The sequence below is a fragment of the Variovorax sp. GW821-FHT06D12 genome (assembly GCF_059419205.1).
The window spans coordinates 58,602-75,647 of the sequence record NZ_JBWKRI010000008.1; the positions used below are offsets into that span (position 1 = coordinate 58,602).

The 17,046-nt window shown below is 68.3% G+C and carries 15 protein-coding genes; 10 read left to right on the forward strand and 5 right to left on the reverse strand.

Features of this window, described 5'->3' with window-relative positions:
* The first annotated feature begins 6 nt into the window (after positions 1-6).
* Positions 7-1,068 (forward strand): DUF4241 domain-containing protein, encoded by a 1,062-nt coding sequence (locus tag AC07SQ_RS23425; RefSeq protein WP_495271608.1) that lies wholly within the window; start codon positions 7-9, stop codon positions 1,066-1,068.
* Positions 1,069-1,123: 55 nt separating this feature from the next.
* Here the strand turns inward: AC07SQ_RS23425 and AC07SQ_RS23430 are convergent, their stop codons facing one another.
* Both AC07SQ_RS23430 and AC07SQ_RS23435 read right to left on the reverse strand, forming a co-directional pair.
* Entirely contained in the window at positions 1,124-2,134 is a 1,011-nt protein-coding gene (locus AC07SQ_RS23430; RefSeq protein ID WP_495271607.1) for a virulence RhuM family protein, read from the reverse strand.
* A 75-nt stretch (positions 2,135-2,209) separates the two neighbouring features.
* Positions 2,210-3,118: a LysR family transcriptional regulator gene (locus AC07SQ_RS23435; RefSeq protein ID WP_495271606.1), complete on the reverse strand. Its 909-nt coding sequence runs from the start codon at positions 3,116-3,118 to the stop codon at positions 2,210-2,212.
* Between the two features lie 152 nt (positions 3,119-3,270).
* Here AC07SQ_RS23435 and AC07SQ_RS23440 point away from each other — a divergent pair, with 152 nt between their 5' ends.
* Genes AC07SQ_RS23440 through mmsB form a run of 5 tightly spaced genes read left to right on the forward strand, consistent with a single transcriptional unit; the run spans position 3,271 to position 8,423 of the window.
* Positions 3,271-4,794: a CoA-acylating methylmalonate-semialdehyde dehydrogenase gene (locus AC07SQ_RS23440; protein WP_070059334.1), complete on the forward strand. Its 1,524-nt coding sequence runs from the start codon at positions 3,271-3,273 to the stop codon at positions 4,792-4,794.
* On the forward strand, positions 4,791-5,189 hold the full coding sequence (locus AC07SQ_RS23445) for a lysozyme inhibitor LprI family protein (protein WP_070059333.1): 399 nt from the start codon (positions 4,791-4,793) through the stop codon (positions 5,187-5,189). Before AC07SQ_RS23440 ends, AC07SQ_RS23445 begins: the two co-directional genes overlap by 4 nt.
* Positions 5,186-6,340 (forward strand): acyl-CoA dehydrogenase family protein, encoded by a 1,155-nt coding sequence (locus AC07SQ_RS23450; RefSeq protein WP_070059332.1) that lies wholly within the window; start codon positions 5,186-5,188, stop codon positions 6,338-6,340. The genes AC07SQ_RS23445 and AC07SQ_RS23450 overlap by 4 nt, the downstream gene beginning before the upstream one ends.
* A gap of 27 nt (positions 6,341-6,367) precedes the next feature.
* Positions 6,368-7,486, forward strand: a complete 1,119-nt coding sequence (locus tag AC07SQ_RS23455) for an enoyl-CoA hydratase/isomerase family protein (protein WP_495271605.1) — start codon at positions 6,368-6,370, stop codon at positions 7,484-7,486.
* A 40-nt stretch (positions 7,487-7,526) separates the two neighbouring features.
* Positions 7,527-8,423, forward strand: coding sequence for a 3-hydroxyisobutyrate dehydrogenase (gene mmsB, locus AC07SQ_RS23460; RefSeq protein WP_070059330.1), 897 nt, complete (start codon positions 7,527-7,529; stop codon positions 8,421-8,423).
* On the opposite strand, the gene AC07SQ_RS23465 is transcribed toward mmsB, so the two are convergent.
* On the reverse strand, positions 8,408-9,673 hold the full coding sequence (locus tag AC07SQ_RS23465) for an MFS transporter (RefSeq protein ID WP_495271604.1): 1,266 nt from the start codon (positions 9,671-9,673) through the stop codon (positions 8,408-8,410). The two genes, mmsB and AC07SQ_RS23465, sit on opposite strands and share 16 nt — an antisense overlap.
* 95 nt (positions 9,674-9,768) lie before the next feature.
* Positions 9,769-10,695 (reverse strand): LysR family transcriptional regulator, encoded by a 927-nt coding sequence (locus AC07SQ_RS23470; protein WP_495271603.1) that lies wholly within the window; start codon positions 10,693-10,695, stop codon positions 9,769-9,771.
* Between the two features lie 100 nt (positions 10,696-10,795).
* Between AC07SQ_RS23470 and metE the strand changes: the two genes are divergently transcribed.
* The 3 genes from metE to AC07SQ_RS23485 all read left to right on the forward strand — a co-directional run bounded on the left by metE (position 10,796) and on the right by AC07SQ_RS23485 (position 14,566).
* Entirely contained in the window at positions 10,796-13,132 is a 2,337-nt protein-coding gene (metE, locus tag AC07SQ_RS23475; RefSeq protein ID WP_495271602.1) for a 5-methyltetrahydropteroyltriglutamate--homocysteine S-methyltransferase, read from the forward strand.
* 37 nt (positions 13,133-13,169) lie between these two features.
* Positions 13,170-14,024 carry a hypothetical protein gene (locus AC07SQ_RS23480; protein ID WP_354347714.1) on the forward strand — a complete coding sequence of 285 codons (855 nt, stop codon included), beginning with the start codon at positions 13,170-13,172 and terminating at the stop codon, positions 14,022-14,024.
* Between the two features lie 197 nt (positions 14,025-14,221).
* On the forward strand, positions 14,222-14,566 hold the full coding sequence (locus AC07SQ_RS23485; RefSeq protein WP_062481853.1) for a hypothetical protein: 345 nt from the start codon (positions 14,222-14,224) through the stop codon (positions 14,564-14,566).
* 91 nt (positions 14,567-14,657) lie between these two features.
* Here AC07SQ_RS23485 and AC07SQ_RS23490 read toward each other — a convergent pair whose 3' ends face one another.
* Positions 14,658-15,242 (reverse strand): DNA-3-methyladenine glycosylase I, encoded by a 585-nt coding sequence (locus AC07SQ_RS23490; RefSeq protein WP_495271601.1) that lies wholly within the window; start codon positions 15,240-15,242, stop codon positions 14,658-14,660.
* A gap of 48 nt (positions 15,243-15,290) precedes the next feature.
* Here AC07SQ_RS23490 and AC07SQ_RS23495 point away from each other — a divergent pair, with 48 nt between their 5' ends.
* Entirely contained in the window at positions 15,291-17,030 is a 1,740-nt protein-coding gene (locus AC07SQ_RS23495) for a dipeptidase (protein WP_495271600.1), read from the forward strand.
* Positions 17,031-17,046 lie beyond the last annotated feature (16 nt).

The window sequence follows — 17,046 nt, forward strand, 5'->3', positions numbered from 1 at the left end:
GGGCGCATGGCTTACCTAGACATCGACAACCTCCAGAGCATTTTTCTTGACGACGAGGCGCTGCGCGCACGGCATCTGCAGCGCCAGCCATGCGGAGACCTGCACCTCACGAGCGGCCGCATCGTGGCCTGCGATCCGCTGGTGCAACCCGAGCGCGAGCCTTTCGTTCGCAGCGTGAGCGGGCGCGGCGCATTCCCCGTCGAGGTGCTGCAAGGCGGCGGCCGCCATGCGTTGGCCGTTCTGTGGCTGCGTGAGCGAGGCAGCCTGCATGCGAACGATCTGCGCTGGGAGGCCGCGCTGCTCGAAGGGCAGTCGCAGGACGAGCTCGGCAGCGACGAGTTCTACGGCTACCCGGTCGATGCCGGCGTCGGCTGCTTCATGGACGCCGATGCGGCCAAGGCCATGGCCGAGCGCGAGGCGCGCGAATCCGCCACCAACCCCGAGTACGTGAGCTACTACGACGACGTGCTCGGCGCCGACCTCGCCTCGGCCGACATCGCCGACCACTACCCGCTGGGCGCGGGCAGCGCGAACAACGTGCTGATCTTCAGCGCCGGCTGGGGCGACGGCAGCTACCCGAGCTTCTGGGCGCTCGACGCGGCGGGCGAACCCGTGGCGCTGGTGACCGACTTCATGGTCATGCAGGGCGGCGACGCGCGCGACGAGGACGACAAGCGCAGCGACGCCTATGTGGCCAGTCTCTCGCCCGAGAAGCTGGCGGCGCTCGAGGCGCTGGGCGCGGCGGCGGTTCAAGGCAATGCGGCGGCGATCCAGCCCCTGCTCGACGGCGGGCTCGCGCAGCCCAACGAGATCATCCCCTCGCTCGGTGAGACCGCGATCATGAGCGCCGTCCGCATGAACCAGCTCGACGCGCTGCGCGTACTGCTGGCGGCGCTGCCAGGCCAACTGCCGATGCCGCCGCAGTTCTATCGCATGGACGAGGAAGAGAGCTACATCGACTACGCGCGCCGGCTGAAGAAGCCGCGCGTGGACGGACTCATTGAGTTGCTGGAGAAGGCCGCGACGCCGGCGGCCAGGCCTGGGTTCCTGAAGCGCCTGTTTTCCTGAAGCTGCGAATCCTCAGGCGCCGGGCGAGCATGAAGGCCGCCTGGTCCGCAACGCGTCAGGACCTTCGCTCTCGCTTCGCTTGCGCCTCAATGGCTTCGATCATTTTCAGATCTTCGGCGTCCGAATCCGTGGCTTCGGCGTGGCGACGGCGTGCATCGAACGTGTCGTAACGATCCTGGGCAATGGCCTTCATTTCCTCGTTGCTGATGCTCCCGTTGTGCTTGAGGACGGGGCGGTCGTTGAAGTCGAGCAGGCGATCCACATTGCTGCGCCAATAGTCTAGGGTTAGCTCTTTTCGTTCTTTGACCCTGAGCTCGGCCTGTTCCAGAAAGATGACGACCAAGCGATTGAGCGTATCGACTTCATCCGTGGCGAGGTAGTTCTTGGCAACGATCACATCATGCTTGCGCACGCGCGAGCCGCTCCATGTGGAGAGCGCCATGTTGGGTAGGCTGGCATCGGCGCGGGCAACCACGATTTCAGCCGCGGTTTTCTGGGTGACCGCATAGAGCAACTTGTTCTGCACTTCCGCGAAGAAGAGCTGCGCTGCGTTGTCGTTGGCGCGGTAGTCGGCACTCAGTGCGAACAGATCGCGTACCTTTTGGTAGAAACGTTTTTCGGATGCCCGGATCTCCCGGATGCGTGCCAGAAGCTCGTCAAAATGATCCCACCCTCCGGGGTTCTTCAAGCGCTCGTCGTCCATGACAAAGCCCTTGACGAGGTATTCGCTCAGATGCGACGTCGCCCATTGCCGAAACTGGGTGCCGCGCGGGGAGCGCACCCGATAACCAATCGCCAGAATCATCGGCAGGCTGTAAAGCAGGGTGCTGCGGCGGACTTGGCGCGCTCCTTCGTTTTGAACTGTCAAGGATTCCTTGACTGTTGCTTCCATCGTCAATTCCTGTTCCGCCAGGATGTTCTTTGCATGGAGGCTGACGTTCTGCTTCGTGGTGGCAAAGAGTTCGGCAATTTCCACCTGCGTAAGCCAGACGTTGCCATCAAGTGCGCGCAGCTGAATTCGGGCGAGGCCGTCATCGGTCTGATAGAGGATCAATTCACTGCGCATGCCGTGAGTTCTTTCTGCACGAAGGATTCGAGTTCTTGATGGACGCGCAGCAGATGCTGCGTGCGGGTGAGGCGGTCATTTTGTGTCCACTGCGCCATCAGGCAAGAGGAACGGCTGTTGCGCCGTGGCAGTTTCGCGCAGGAATTCCCACACAACCCGCATGCGTGCCAAGTGCTTGGTTTCCGCGGGCATCGACATCCAGAAAGTCCGTGTGAAATTTGCCTGCGCGGGGAGCACCGTACGCAACCCTTTGTCGCCCTCGGCAATGAACGCCGGCAGCACCGCAATCCCCGCACCCGCCGCCACCGCCCGGTGCTGCGCCAGCACGCTGGTGCTGCGCAGCGCAAAGCTGTCGGGGCGGTGCAGTTCGTCCAGGTACTGCAGCTCCTTGCTGAACAGCAGGTCGTCCACGTAGCTGATGAAGGTGTGGCCGCGCAGGTCTTCGCGCGTCTTGATGGGCTTGTGCGCCGCCAGGTACTGCTTCGACGCGTACAGGCGCAGCGTGTAGTCGGTGAGCTTGGTGACCACCACCGGCCCGCGCGCCGGCCGTTCGAGCGAGATCACGATGTCGGCCTCGCGCCGCGACAGGTGCACCAGCCGCGGCATCGCGAGCAGGTCGATGGTGAGCTTGGGGTGCTGCACCGCGAACAGCGCCAGCTGCGGCGCCAGCACCACGGTGCCGAAGCCCTCGGTGGCGCCGATGCGCACCAGCCCCGACAGGCCTTCCTGCGAGGCCGGCGCGGTGCTCTCCACGGCCTGGAAGGCGCTTTCCATCGCCTCGACCTGGGGCTGCAACCGGCGACCCGCCTCGGTGAGCCGGTGGCCGCCGGCCTCGCGCGAAAAGAGGGGCGCGCCCACCTCCTTTTCGAGTGCCTGGATGCGCCGAGCGACGGTGGTGTGGTCGACCTCCAGCCGGCGCGCCGCGCTCATCAGCGTGCCCGAGCGGGCGAGTTCGAGAAAGTAGCGCAGGTTGTCCCAGTCCATGTGCGTGCGGCCTCGTGCAGGGTGGCGTGCGGTGCTTTGCATTTTTGCAAAGCGATGACGCATATTTGTCTATTGTCATGGCAAATCTGCAAAGCTAGGATGCAGGCTGCACCGGTTCGAACCGGTCCCGTATTCACAGGAGACAAACCCCCATGGACGCCACCACCACCCCCTCGACGCAGGTCGCCACCGTCAAGCTGCTCATCGGCGGCAAGTTCGTCGAATCGAAGACCACCGAATGGCGCGACGTCGTCAACCCGGCCACGCAGCAGGTGCTGGCCCGCGTGCCCTTCGCTACGCAAGCCGAGCTCGACGCCGCCGTGGCCTCCGCCAAGGAAGCCTTCAAGACCTGGCGCAAGACGCCCCTGGGCGCCCGCGCCCGCATCTTCCTGAAGCTGCAGCAGCTCATCCGCGAAAACATGGGCGAGCTGGCCGCGATCCTCACGGCCGAGCAGGGCAAGACGCTGCCGGACGCCGAAGGCGACGTGTTCCGCGGCCTCGAAGTGGTCGAGCACGCCTCGAACATCGGCAACCTGCAACTGGGCGAGCTGGCCAACAACGTGGCCAACGGCGTCGACACCTACACGCTGCTGCAGCCGCTGGGCGTGTGCGCCGGCATCACGCCGTTCAACTTCCCGGCCATGATCCCGCTGTGGATGTTCCCGATGGCCATCGTCACCGGCAACACCTTCGTGCTCAAGCCCTCCGAGCAAGACCCGATGGTCACGATGCGCCTGTGCGAACTGGCGCTCGAAGCCGGCGTGCCGCCGGGCGTGCTGAACGTGGTGCACGGCGGCGAAGCCGTCGTCAACGGCATCTGCGACCACAAGGACATCAAGGCGATCAGTTTCGTCGGCTCGACCAAGGTCGGCACGCACGTCTACAACCGCGCCACGCTGGCCGGCAAGCGCGCGCAATGCATGATGGGCGCGAAGAACCACGCCATCGTGATGCCCGACGCCAACAAGGAGCAGACGCTCAACGCACTGGCCGGCGCGAGCTTCGGTGCAGCCGGTCAGCGCTGCATGGCCGTGTCGGTCGCGGTGCTGGTGGGCGAGGCGCGCAACTGGGTGCCCGAACTCATCGAGAAGGCCAAGACGCTGAAGATCGGCGCCGGTACTGAAAAGGGCGTGGACGTGGGCCCGCTGGTCTCGTGCGCAGCGTACGACCGCGTGAACAGCCTGATCGAACGCGGCGAAGCCGACGGCGCCAAGCTGGTGCTCGACGGCCGCAAGCCCACCGTGCCCGGCTACGAGAAGGGCAACTTCGTCGGCCCGACGATCTTCACCGGCGTGAAGCCCGGCATGACCATCTACGAACAGGAAGTGTTCGGCCCCGTGCTGTGCATCGCCGACGCCGAGACCATCGACGAAGCCATCGACCTGATCAACAGCAACCCGAACGGCAACGGCACGGCGATCTTCACGCAGTCGGGCGCCGCGGCGCGTCGCTTCCAGGAAGACATCGACGTGGGCCAGGTCGGCATCAACGTGCCGATCCCGGTGCCGGTCCCGATGTTCTCGTTCACCGGTTCGCGCGCATCGAAGCTCGGCGACCTGGGCCCGTACGGCAAGCAGGTCATCATGTTCTACACGCAGACCAAGACCGTGACGGCACGCTGGTTCGACGACAGCACCGTGAGCCAGGGCGTCAACACCACCATCAGCCTCAAGTGAGGCAGGGGCTTCGCGTCGCAGCCTGGGCCGCCGCGGCGGCGCTTGCCCTGCTGGCCGGCGGGGCGCAGGCGGCCGGCTCCGACGAGCCGGTCGACTGCAACCCCAACGGCAACCAGCAGCAGATGAACGACTGCGCGCTACGCGATTTCCGCGCGGCCGACGCCGAGCTCAACATCCGCTACGGCGAGGTGATGAAGACGCTCTCGCCGCAGATGCGCGTCGCGCTGCGCACCGAGCAGCGGACCTGGCTCAAGGGCCGCGACCCGGGTTGCAAGCGGGCCGCGAAAGCGAACGAAGGCGGCTCGATCTGGCCGCTGGTGTTCAACGCGTGCCTGGAAAAATCGACCCGCAAACGCACCGCCGAACTGGACCTCTGGAAGGGTCGTCAACCATGAATTTCGAACTGTCCGAAGAACAGAACGCCTTTGCACAGACCGCGCGCGATTTCGCGCAGGCCGAGTTCGCACCGCACGCCGCGCAGTGGGACGCCGAGGCGGTCTTTCCGCGCGAAGCCATCGCCAAGGCCGGCGAGCTGGGCTTTTGCGGCCTGTACGCGCCCGAGCGCATCGGCGGCCTGGGCCTGCCGCGGCTCGACTCTGCGCTGGTGTTCGAGGAAATGGCCGCGGTCGACCCGTCGACCACCGCCTTCATCACGATCCACAACATGGCGACGTGGATGCTCGGCACCTGGGCCACCGACGCGGTGGCCCAGCAGTGGGGCGAAGACCTCACGAGCGGGCGCAAGCTGGCGTCGTACTGCCTGACCGAACCGGGCGCGGGCTCCGACGCGGGGTCGCTCAAGACGCGCGCCGAACTGCAAGGTGCCGAGTACGTGATCAACGGCAACAAGGCCTTCATCTCCGGCGCCGGCTCGACCGACGTGCTGGTGCTCATGGCCCGCACGGGTGGCGCGGGCGCCAGCGGCATCTCGGCCTTCGCGGTGCCGGCCGACGCGCCGGGCGTGAGCTACGGCAAGAAGGAGCACAAGATGGGCTGGAACAGCCAGCCCACGCGCACCATCAACTTCGACAACGTGCGCGTGCCGGCGCAGAACCTGCTGGGCAAGGAAGGCGAGGGCTTTCGCATCGCCATGAAGGGCCTGGACGGCGGGCGCATCAACATCGCGACCTGCTCGGTGGGCGCGGCGCAGGGCGCGCTCGACGCGGCGCGCCGCTACCTGCACGAGCGCCAGCAGTTCGGCAAGCCGATCGCGAGCTTCCAGGCGCTGCAGTTCAAGCTGGCCGACATGGCGACCGAGCTGGTGGCCGCGCGGCAGATGGTGCGGCTGGCCGCCAGCAAGCTCGATGCGGGCCATGCGGACGCGAGCACCTATTGCGCGATGGCCAAGCGCTTCGCGACCGATGCGGGCTTCAACGTCTGCAACGACGCGCTGCAGCTGCACGGCGGCTACGGCTACCTGAGCGAGTTCCCGCTCGAGCGCCTGGTGCGCGACACGCGCGTGCACCAGATCCTCGAAGGCACCAACGAAATCATGCGCGTCATCGTTGCGCGAAAATTGCTGGAAGGCGACAGCGACATCCGCTGACCCCGCCGCACCCAGGACCTGAAAACAATGACCGACAACGTAGTTCTCTTCAACGAAATCAAGACCGCCGGCGGCCAGCGTTTTGCCGTGGCCACGCTCAATGCGCCGGCTTCGCTCAACGCGCTGTCCGTGGACATGGTGCGCCTGCTCACGCCCAAGCTGCGCGAGTGGGCCGCAGACGCCGGCATCGTCGGCGTGCTGCTCGACGCGGCGGGCGAGAAGGCCTTCTGCGCCGGCGGCGACCTGCGCCAGCTCTACCAGACGCTGCTCGACTGCGGCCCCGAACGCAACACCTACGCCGAAGACTTCTTCCGCGAGGAGTACGAGCTCGACCACCTGATCCACACCTTCCCCAAGCCCTTCCTGTGCTGGGGCCACGGCATCGTGATGGGCGGCGGCGTGGGCCTGCTGGCGGGCGCTTCGCACCGCGTGATGACGCTGCAAAGCCGCATCGCCATGCCCGAGATCAACATCGGCCTGTATCCCGACGTGGGCGGCAGCTGGTTCCTGCGCCGCACGCCGGGCCGCACGGGCCTGTTCCTGGCGCTCACGGCCGCCAACATCAACGCGCACGACACCATCTTCTGCGGCCTGGCCGACGTGCTGGTGCCGCAGGAGCGCAAGGGCGCGGTGATCGAGGCCATCGCGTCCACGCAATGGGTCGGCGGTGACGCCAAGGCCGACCGCGCCACGCTGTCGCGCATCCTGGCCCAGGCGGGCGAGGGCGCTGAAATGCCCGCCTCGAAGGTGCGCGAGCACTACGACACCATCAACGCGCTGATGGCCGGCGACGACCTGCTCGACATCGCCAAGCGCCTGCGCAACGTGCAAAGCGACGACGCCTGGCTGCAGACCGCATCGAAGACCTTCACCAAGGGCGCGCCGAGCTCCATCGCACTGAGCTTCGAGCTCTGGCAGCGCGTGCCGCGCATGTCGCTGGCCGAGGTGTTCCGCCTCGAATACTGGGCGTCGCTGGGCTTCTGCGCGAACAAGGATTTCGCCGAAGGCATCCGCGCCGTGCTGGTCGACAAGGACCGCAACCCGCGCTGGAACCCCGCCACGCTCGAAGAAATCACGCCGGCCTTCGTCGAAGACCACCTGCGTCCGCGCGGCGAGATGCCGGCGGAACTGGCCTCGCTGACCTGATCGGCCCCATTCCCTGCACAGAACAACGGAGACAAGACACATGAAGATCGCATTCATCGGCCTGGGCAACATGGGCGGCCCGATGGCCCTGAACCTGCACAAGGCAGGCCACACGCTCAGCGCCTTCGACCTCTCGGCCGAAGCCTGCAAGAAGTTCGCTGCCGAAGGCCTGCCGATCGCCAAGTCGGCGGCCGAGACCGTGGCCGGCGCCGAGGTGGTGATCAGCATGCTGCCCGCCAGCGCGCACGTCGAGGGCCTGTTCCTCGGCGGCGCCGGCAAGCCCGGCCTGCTCGACAGCATCCAGGCCGGCACGCTCGTGATCGACAGCAGCACCATCGCCGCCGCCACCTCGCGCAAGGTGGCCGAGGCCGCCGCCGCCAAGGGCGTCGCGATGATCGATGCGCCCGTGTCGGGCGGCACCGGCGGCGCGATTGCCGGCACGCTGACCTTCATGGTCGGCGGCGACACCAAGGACCTGGAGCGCGCGCGCCCGGTGCTCGAGAAGATGGGCGCCAACATCTTCCACGCCGGTGCGGCCGGTGCGGGACAGACCGCCAAGATCTGCAACAACATGCTGCTCGGCATCCTGATGATCGGCACCTCGGAAGCGCTCGCGCTGGGCGTGGCCAACGGGCTCGATCCGAAGGTGCTGTCCGAGATCATGCGCCGCAGCTCGGGCGGCAACTGGGCGCTCGAGAAGTACAACCCCGTGCCCGGCGTGATGGAAGCCGCGCCGGCCTCGAAGAACTACGCCGGCGGCTTCGGCACCGACCTGATGCTCAAGGACCTGGGCCTGGCGCAGGAAAACGCCACCGCCGTGCGCGCGGCCACGCCGCTGGGCGGCCTGGCACGCAGCCTGTACGCGGCGCACAGCCTCGCCGGCCACGGCGCGCTCGATTTCTCGAGCGTGCTGAAGCTGGTTCAGAAAGCCGGCTGAACGGCGCGCCGGCCGCGCCGCGCCATCGCGAGCAGCAGGCCGGCCGTCACGAGGTTGGCGCCGATCGCCACGAGGATCGGCAGCAGGTAGCTGCGCGTGAGGTCGAAGGCGAAGCCCGCGGCGCTCGGCCCGATCAGCGTGCCGATGGCCACGCTGGTGTACAGGATGCCGATGATCGCGCCGATGTGGCGCCCGCCGAACCAGTCCATCACCAGCGCGGGCAGCAGCGCCACGAAGCCGCCGTAGAACACGCCGTAGGCAAAGGCGAACAGGGCCAGCCCCCAGAACCCGCCCGACACGGCCCACACCACCAGCGACAGTGCCATGCCGGCCGACATCAGCGGCAGCGCATGGTCGCGGCCCATGCGGTCGGCCAGTCCGCCCAGGAAGAAGCGGCCCGCCGTGCTGCCGACGCCGATCGCGCCGAGCAGCAGCACCGCCGACGAGGCGGCCACGCCGTGGTCCAGCGCGTAGGGCACCAGGTGCACGAAGGGCACGAACAAACCGAACGAGCTGATCAGGCAGGCCGCGTACAGCCCCGCGAAACGGCCTGAGCCCACGGCCTCGCGCACCGAGGCGCCGGGAGGCAGCGCGGTGGAAGCCTGCGCCTGCGGCGGATCGCCATCGGGCCCGAGGCCGCGTGCGCGCGGGTCGTTCTCGACCAGGAGCGCCATGCCCACGCCCACCACGGCCGCAAGCACGCCGAGCGCCAGGTAGGCATCGCGCCAGCCCAGCGTGTCGATGAACCACGAGGCCAGCGGCGGCATGGCCAGCGTGCCCACGCCGATGCCGCTCACGGCGAGCCCCGAGGCGAAGCCGCGCCGGCGCACGAACCAGCGCTGCACCGCGCCGAGCACAGGCACGTACGAGGCCCCCACGCCGAGACCGACACCAAGCCCATACGCCCAGAAGATCTGCGTCAGGCTGCGCGCCTGCCCCGCGAGCACCAGCCCGAGGCCGACCAGCACCATGCCTGCGACCGCCAGCCGCCGCGCGCCCCAGCGGTCGGCCAGCGGGCCGCTGAACACGCCGAGCCCGAAGTACAGGAAGCCCGCGAGCGAGAACACCAGCGACACCTCGCCGCGCGAGGCGCCGAAGTCGCGCTGCAGCGCATCGAGGAACGCGCTGAAGGTGTAGGCGCAGCCGAAGCCCACGAACATGACGGCGAAGGCGCCGGCGACCACGAGCCAGCCGTGGAAGAAGCGGTGGCGTGGCGCGGCAGGGGAGTCGGGTGTGTTCGGCGATGTCATGGGGCGGTCCGTGGTGGTGGTCGATCTTCAGGCCGTGCACCACCACGCACTGGCCGGATTCGGACGTGATCCTCCCGCCATCGGACTCACAGGGCTCACAGCAATTCGATCCCCGGCAGGCTCTTGAAGCAGCTCTCGCGCGTGACGCGCACGAAGTCGTCCAGCCAGGGCCGCGCCGACGTCGCCTGCGTGCAGGCCATGTACAGCCGCCCCGTCAGGCCCCGGGCGCCCACGCGGCGCGCCGTGACGTAGCCGCGGTCGAGGTAATTCTGCACCGCCCACAGCGGCAGCGTGGCCACGCCGCGCCCGCTGGCCACCAGCTGCAGCATCGCCACCGTGAGCTCGGTCGTACGCCGGTGCGCGGGCTCGACGCCGGCGGGCGCCAGCACCTGGCGCACGATGTCGAGCATCTCGTCGGGCACGGGGTAGGTGATGAGCGTCTGGTCGGCGAAGTGCCGGGCCGTGAGGTGCGACTTGGCCGTCAGCGCATGGTCGTTGGCCAGCAGCGCCACGATCTCGAAGCGGAACAGCGCGTGGTAGTCGACCGTTTCATCGGGGTCTTCCTCGGAGACGATCGCCACCTCGGCGCGGTTCTGCATCACGAGTGCGATCGGGTCGGGGTGGAAGCCCGAGACGATGTCCAGCTCGATCTCGGGCCAGCGCTGGCGAAAGGCGTCCATCGCGGGCATCAGCCAGTCGAAGCAGGTGTGGCACTCGACCACGATGCGCAGCTGCCCGCTGCGCCCCAACGCCAGCCGCGCCACGTCGCGCTCGGCTTCTTCGACGAGCGGCAGCGCGGTGTCGGCCAGCTGCAGCAGCCGCAGCCCGGTGGTGCTGAACTGCGGCGGCACCGACTTGCGTTCGAACAGCTGCGCGCCGTAGCGCTCTTCGAGCAGCTTGATCTGGTGCGACAGCGCCGACTGCGTGAGGTTGAGCAGCTGCGCCGCGCGCACCAGGCTGCCGGTGTCGCGCAACGCGGCCAGCGTGCGCAGGTGGCGGATCTCGAGGATGGACTGCATCATGAAAATGATTCAAGCGAACGGGCAAAAGGTTTCGTTTGAATCATATGCGCCAAACGCCGACGATCACCGGTTTCCAAGACCAGCGACCGGATTACCTGCAATGACCACCCGTACCCACATCCTCGGCTTTCCGCGCATGGGCGCCCACCGGGAACTCAAGTTCGCCCTCGAGAAGCACTGGCGCGGCGAGACCGGCCACGCCGCGCTCGAAGCCGTCGGCGAGGCGCTGCGCGCGCGCCACTGGCAGGCGCAGCGCGACGCGGGGCTCGACTTCGTGACCGTGGGCGACTTCGCCTTCTACGACCACGTGGCCAACCACATCCAGCTGCTGGGCTGCGAGCCGGCGCGCTTCGGCTTCAGCGGCGACGAGCCCGAGCTGTCGCGCTATTTCAAGATGGCGCGCGGCGTGGAAGACGAAGCGGGCCATGTGCACGACGACAGCTGCACGCACGGCGCCGAAGGCACCTTCGCGCTTGAGATGACGAAGTGGTTCGACACCAACTACCACTACCTCGTGCCCGAGTTCGATGCGGCCACGCAGTTCAGGCTCGCGTCCACGCGCCTGTTCGACGAGGTCGCGCAGGCGCAGCAGGCCGGCCACGCGGTCAAGGCCGTGCTGCTCGGGCCGCTGAGCTTCCTGTACCTGGGCAAGGAAAAGGCGGCGGGCTTCGACCGCTTCTCGCTGCTCGAATCGCTGCTGCCTGTGTACGAGCAGGTGCTCGGCCGGCTCAAGCAGCAGGGTGTGGAATGGGTGCAGATCGACGAGCCGATCCTGGGCCTCGACCTGCCCGAGGCCTGGCGAAATGCCTTCGAACGCGCGTACTGGCAGATCGCGCGCAACGCGCCGAAGCTGCTGCTGGCGAGCTACTTCTCGCCGCTGTCCGAGAACCTGCGCCTGGCCTGCCAGCTGCCCGTGGCCGGCCTGCACGTCGATGCCGTGCGCGCGCCGCAGGAGCTGACCGGCGTGGCCGACTGGCTGCCGGCGCACAAGGTGCTGTCGGTCGGCGTGGTCGACGGCCGCAACATCTGGCGCACCGACGTCGATGTGGCGCTGGGCAAGCTCAGGCCCGTGGCGGAGAAGCACCAGGGCGAGCTGTGGATCGCGCCATCGTGCTCGCTGCTGCATGTGCCGTTCAGCCTCGCGGCCGAGACGAAGCTCGACACCGAACTGAAATCGTGGCTCGCCTTCGCGATCGAGAAGCTCGATGAGTTGCGCGTGCTGCGCGCCGCCGTCGAGGGCGACGAAGCCTTGGTGGCCGCCGAACTCACGGCCGCGCGTACGGCCGTGGCCGCGCGCCGCGCCAGCCCGCGCGTGCACCGCGCCGACGTGGCGCTGCGCCTGGCACGCAGCGTGGCCGGCGACGACCGCCGCGTGTCCGCTTTCCCGCAGCGCCAACAGCTGCAGCGCACGCGCTTTGCACTGCCCGCGCTGCCGACCACCACCATCGGCTCGTTCCCGCAGACCGCCGAGATCCGCGCGGCCCGCGCCGCCTTCAAGCGCGGCGAGCTCGATGCCGGCGGCTATCGCGAGAAGATGCGCGCCGAGATCGCCCTCGCTGTGCGCAAGCAGGAAGAGCTCGGCATCGACGTGCTGGTGCATGGCGAGGCCGAGCGCAACGACATGGTCGAGTACTTCGGCGAGCAGCTCGACGGCTTCGCCTTCACGGCCAACGGCTGGGTGCAGTCGTACGGCTCGCGCTGCGTGAAGCCGCCGGTGATCTTCGGCGACGTGGCACGCCCGGCGCCGATGACGGTCGAATGGACCGCGTACGCGCAGAGCCTCACGACGCTGCCGATGAAGGGCATGCTGACCGGCCCCGTGACCATTCTGCAGTGGTCCTTCGTGCGCGACGACCAGCCGCGCGCCACCACCTGCGAGCAGATCGCCTGGGCGATCCGCGACGAGGTGAACGACCTCGAGGGCGCGGGCATCGGCATCATCCAGATCGACGAGCCCGCCATCCGCGAAGGCCTGCCATTGCGCCGCGCGGGCTGGCCGGCGTACCTGAAGGCGGCCACGCGCGCCTTCAGGATCAGCGCCTCGGGCGTGCGCGACCAGACGCAGATCCACACCCACATGTGCTATTCGGAGTTCAACGACATCCTGCCGGAGATCGCCGCGATGGACGCCGACGTGATCACCATCGAGACCAGCCGCTCGGACATGGAGCTGCTGCGCGGCTTCGGCGGCGAGGGTGGTTTCCGCTACCCGAACGAGATCGGCCCTGGCGTGTACGACATCCACTCGCCGCGCGTGCCCTCGGTCGACGAGATCGTGCGCCTCATGCGCAAGGCCGCGCAGGTGGTGCCGGGCGAGAACCTCTGGATCAACCCCGACTGCGGCCTCAAGACCCGCGGCTGGCCCGAGACCGAGGCGGCGCTGTCGAACATGGTGGCGGCCGCGAAGCTGCTGCGCGGGGAGCTGGCGCAGGCCTGATGAAGGGCGCGGGATCGCGGCGTGCCAATAATGCGGGATGTCCTTGCTGTCCCGCCTGTCGTCGCCCCGTTGCCTCTTGTTGCTGTCGTTGCTCCTCGCCCCCTTGACGGGGTGGACGCAGGACCGCGCGCAGGCCCTGCTCCAGTTCGAGGGCGTGCAGGCGCGCTACCAGAACGCCTACGGCCCCGGTGCCGTGTCGCGCGGCGCGCGCGAGCTGCTGGAGCCGCCCGACTTGGCCATCGCCGACAAGGCCCTGCAGTCGCTCGACGTGGCGGCCGGCCGCGCCTTCGACGTGAACGCCTCGGTGACCGCGATCCGGCAGGACGTGGCGGCGGCCGGGCAGGGCGCCGCCGCGCCGACGCCTCCGGTGCTGGAAGCCGTGGCGCGCCTGGCGAAGCTGCGCGCCGAGTACGCCGCGATGGACGAGCCCGCCAAGGTGACGTTCTTCCATCAGCAGCATGCGCGGCCGGCCGACCCGGCGCGCGTCGAACTGCTGGCGCGCATGACGGTGGCCGAGGCGCGCGAGATCGATTTCTCGAGCCAGCTGCTCATGAGCGCGGTGGTCAAGCAGCTGGCGCGCGGCAATGCCGGGCAGTTCAGTTCGCTGCCCGACCGCACGCTCGACACCGCGCTCGATTCGCTCTGGTCGCGCGGCGTGACGTCGCCGCGCCCGCGCAACCTGATGACCGTGGCGCGCGAGTTCGAAAAGCTGGTCACGCAGGCGCTGCTGCTGGCGCTGCCCGACGCCGACGTGGCCGCCTTGCTCGCCTGGCGCAACGAACCGCAGGCCGCCGCCGAGCGCGAGGCGCTGCTGGGCAGCTACCGCGCCGAGGTCAAGGGCAGCGGCGCGGTCGCCATCCGCACGCTGGTGCGCAGCTGGGGGCGGCCCTGAGACTTGACGACAGCGCGCCAAAGTTTGCAAACTCGGGGCCGTTTGTACGAAAAAGTTTCACGCGAACCCCGCATGTCGGAAAGTTCCCCGTGATTGTTTCAATTCCGTGAACACTGCGATTCAGATTGACTGGGGTTTACCCTAGGAATTTGGCGCACACTTCAGGGCATCCAAAGCCCGATCAAGAAGGAATTGAAATGAAGACCTCGAACATCCTCGCCGCCGCCGCTCTCTCCCTGCTCGCCGCCGCTGGCGCCGCCCACGCAGAGACCTACGAAGGCGTTCACGCCGTGACCTCCGGCTACAGCCGTGCCGACGTGGCACCGCAAGCCGTGGCCGCCGCCCGTGCCGGCAACGAATACAGCGACGCCGTGTCGGCCAGCGTGGCCCCCGTGCTGGCCTCGTCGGTGGACCGCGCCTCGGTTCGCGCCGAAGCCGTGGCAGCCGCCCACGCTCCCGGCCAGAACCTGCGCCGCGAATCCTTCGCCGGCAGCGTGATCCCCTCGCAGGCACGCAGCTTCACGCGCCAGGCTGGCCTGTGATCGACGGCGGCGCGAGCCGCCTCGGTTAGCAAGACCACCACCCGAAAAGACCGGACCGTGCGACAGCACCGTCCGGTTTTTTCATGCCTGTTCAGGCGCGGCGGTGGTCGCGATGGCAGTGGCAGTCGGGCGCGTGGTCGTCGACGATGCCCGTGGCCTGCATCCAGGCATAGACGATCACCGGCCCGACGAACTTGAAGCCGCGCTGCTTCAGCGCCTTGGACATCGTTTCGGACAGCGGCGTCTGCGTGGGCACCGTGCCCGTGGTGTTGACGACCGGCTGGCCGCCTGCGAGGCCCCAGACGAAATCAGAAAAATCTTCGCCCGCCGCCTCCATGGCCAGGTAGGCCTTGGCGTTGCCGATGGCGGCTTCGATCTTGGCGCGCGAGCGCACGATGCCCGCGTCCTGCATGAGGCGTTCGACGTCGGCCGGCGTGAAGCGCGCCACGGTCTCGGGCACGAAGCCCTCGAAGGCCGCGCGGAAGGCGTCGCGCTTGCGCAGGATGGTGAGCCACGACAGGCCGGCCTGGAAGCCGTCGAGCATCAGCTTTTCCCACAGCGCGCGGCTGTCGCGTTCGGGCACGCCCCATTCGGCGTCGTGGTAGCTGGCCAGCAGCGGATCGGTGCGGGCCCAGGCGCATCGCGGGAGTGAGGAAAGGCTGTCGTCGTGAGGCATGGCTCGGCTATCGTCGGGGGATGTTTTCGGAATGAGGGGGTGACCCTGATGCAGCAGTCTCGTTTTTCATTGTCGGCGCTTTCGCTGGCGCTCATGGCGCTCGCCGTCGCTGTCCCGGCCGGTGCCGAGACCCTCAAGAAGCCCGCGCTCGACCAGCTCGCCGCCGCCTGGAAGGGCGGCCGCACGGCGCCCGACTTCAAGGCCTTCCTGGCCCAGGCCGCGCAGGCCCAGCCCGCGCTGCAGGCCAGCGTGGCGGCCTACACCGGCGGCAAGGCGCTGGCGGGCGACGACCTCGTCAACATCGCGCGCCTGCTCGGCCTGTACAACCGGCTGCAGAACCAGCAGGCCGTGATCGCCAGCATCGGCACCATGGTCGCCTTGCCCACCGTGCGCAACGTGCAGGTGCCGCCGCACGAGAGCCCGCCGATGGTCGCGTTTGGCCAGCTGGTCGAGAAGATGGCGAAGGACTTCGGGCTGGGCTACCGCAACGTCGACGGCCGCATCTTCGAAGTGAGCCTGAAGGGTCGGGGCAGCGAGGAGTTCGGCATCCTCACGCACGCCGACGTGGTGCCGGCCGTGCTGTCCGAATGGGTGCTCGACGACGGCACGCGCCTGGACCCCTTCGCGATGACGCGCGTGGGCGACTTCCTCTACGGGCGCGGCACCATCGACGACAAGGGCTCCATCGCCGCCGTGCTCTACGCCATGAAGGCCGTGAAGGACAGCGGCCTGCCGGTGGAACGCGGCGTGCGCCTGATGATCGAGACCACCGAGGAAACCGGCGGCGACGCGATGCAGTACTACCGCGACAAGACGCCGCTGCCGGCCTACAACATCGTGCTCGACAGCAAGTACCCCGCGGTCGTGGCCGAGAAGGGCTCGGGCGCGCTCAAGGTGTTCTTCCCCGCGGAAGCGGCCGACCCCGCCGCGACCGCCATCACCGCGATGAGCGGCGCCGCCTCGGCCAACGCCATTCCGCAGACCGCGACGGCCACGCTCAAGGGCGGCGACCTCGCGGCCGTGGCCGCGAAGCTCGAGGCCGCCAAGGCCGCCTTCGTGCGCAAGTACGAAAGCCAGGGCGGCAAGTTCGCGATCGACATCGCACACGGCGCCGAGGCCGTCGAGCTGAAGGTCACGGGCACCTCGGCCCACGGCTCGCGGCCCGAAGAGGGCGTGAACCCCGTGCCGCGCCTGGCGCTGTTCCTGAAGGAGTCCGGCGTGCCGCTGGCCGCCAACCCCTACCTGCGGGCCGTGCAGTACATCGACGCGCTCTACGGCACCGGCTACCTCGGCGAGAAGATGGGCTTGGGCTACCAGGACGACTTCATGGGCCCGCTCACGATGTCGCCCACGCTGGTGCGCATGGGCGCCGACGGTCGCCTCGAGGTGATGGCCAACGTGCGCATGCCGCGCGGCCGCACGCCCGACGAGCTGAAGGCGCAGGTGGCGGCCAAGATCAACGGCTGGGCCACGGCCAGCCAGGTGAAGCTGGAGCTGGCCTACGACCAGGGCAACTGGATGGCGCGCGACCCGAAGGGCGCATGGCTCTCGACCTTGCTCAACATCTTCGGCGACACCACTGGCCTCGAGGCCAAGCCCGTGCCCACCGCCGGCAGCACCACGGCCAAGCTGATGCCCAACGCCATCAACTTCGGCCCCGCGATGCCCGGCAAGAAGTACACGGCGCACAACGCGAAGGAATACAAGGAAGTGCCCGATCTCGACGCCGACATGCAGATGTTCACCGAGATGCTGGTGCGCATCGGCAACCTGCAGCAGATGCAGTAGCGGCCCGCGCCGGGGC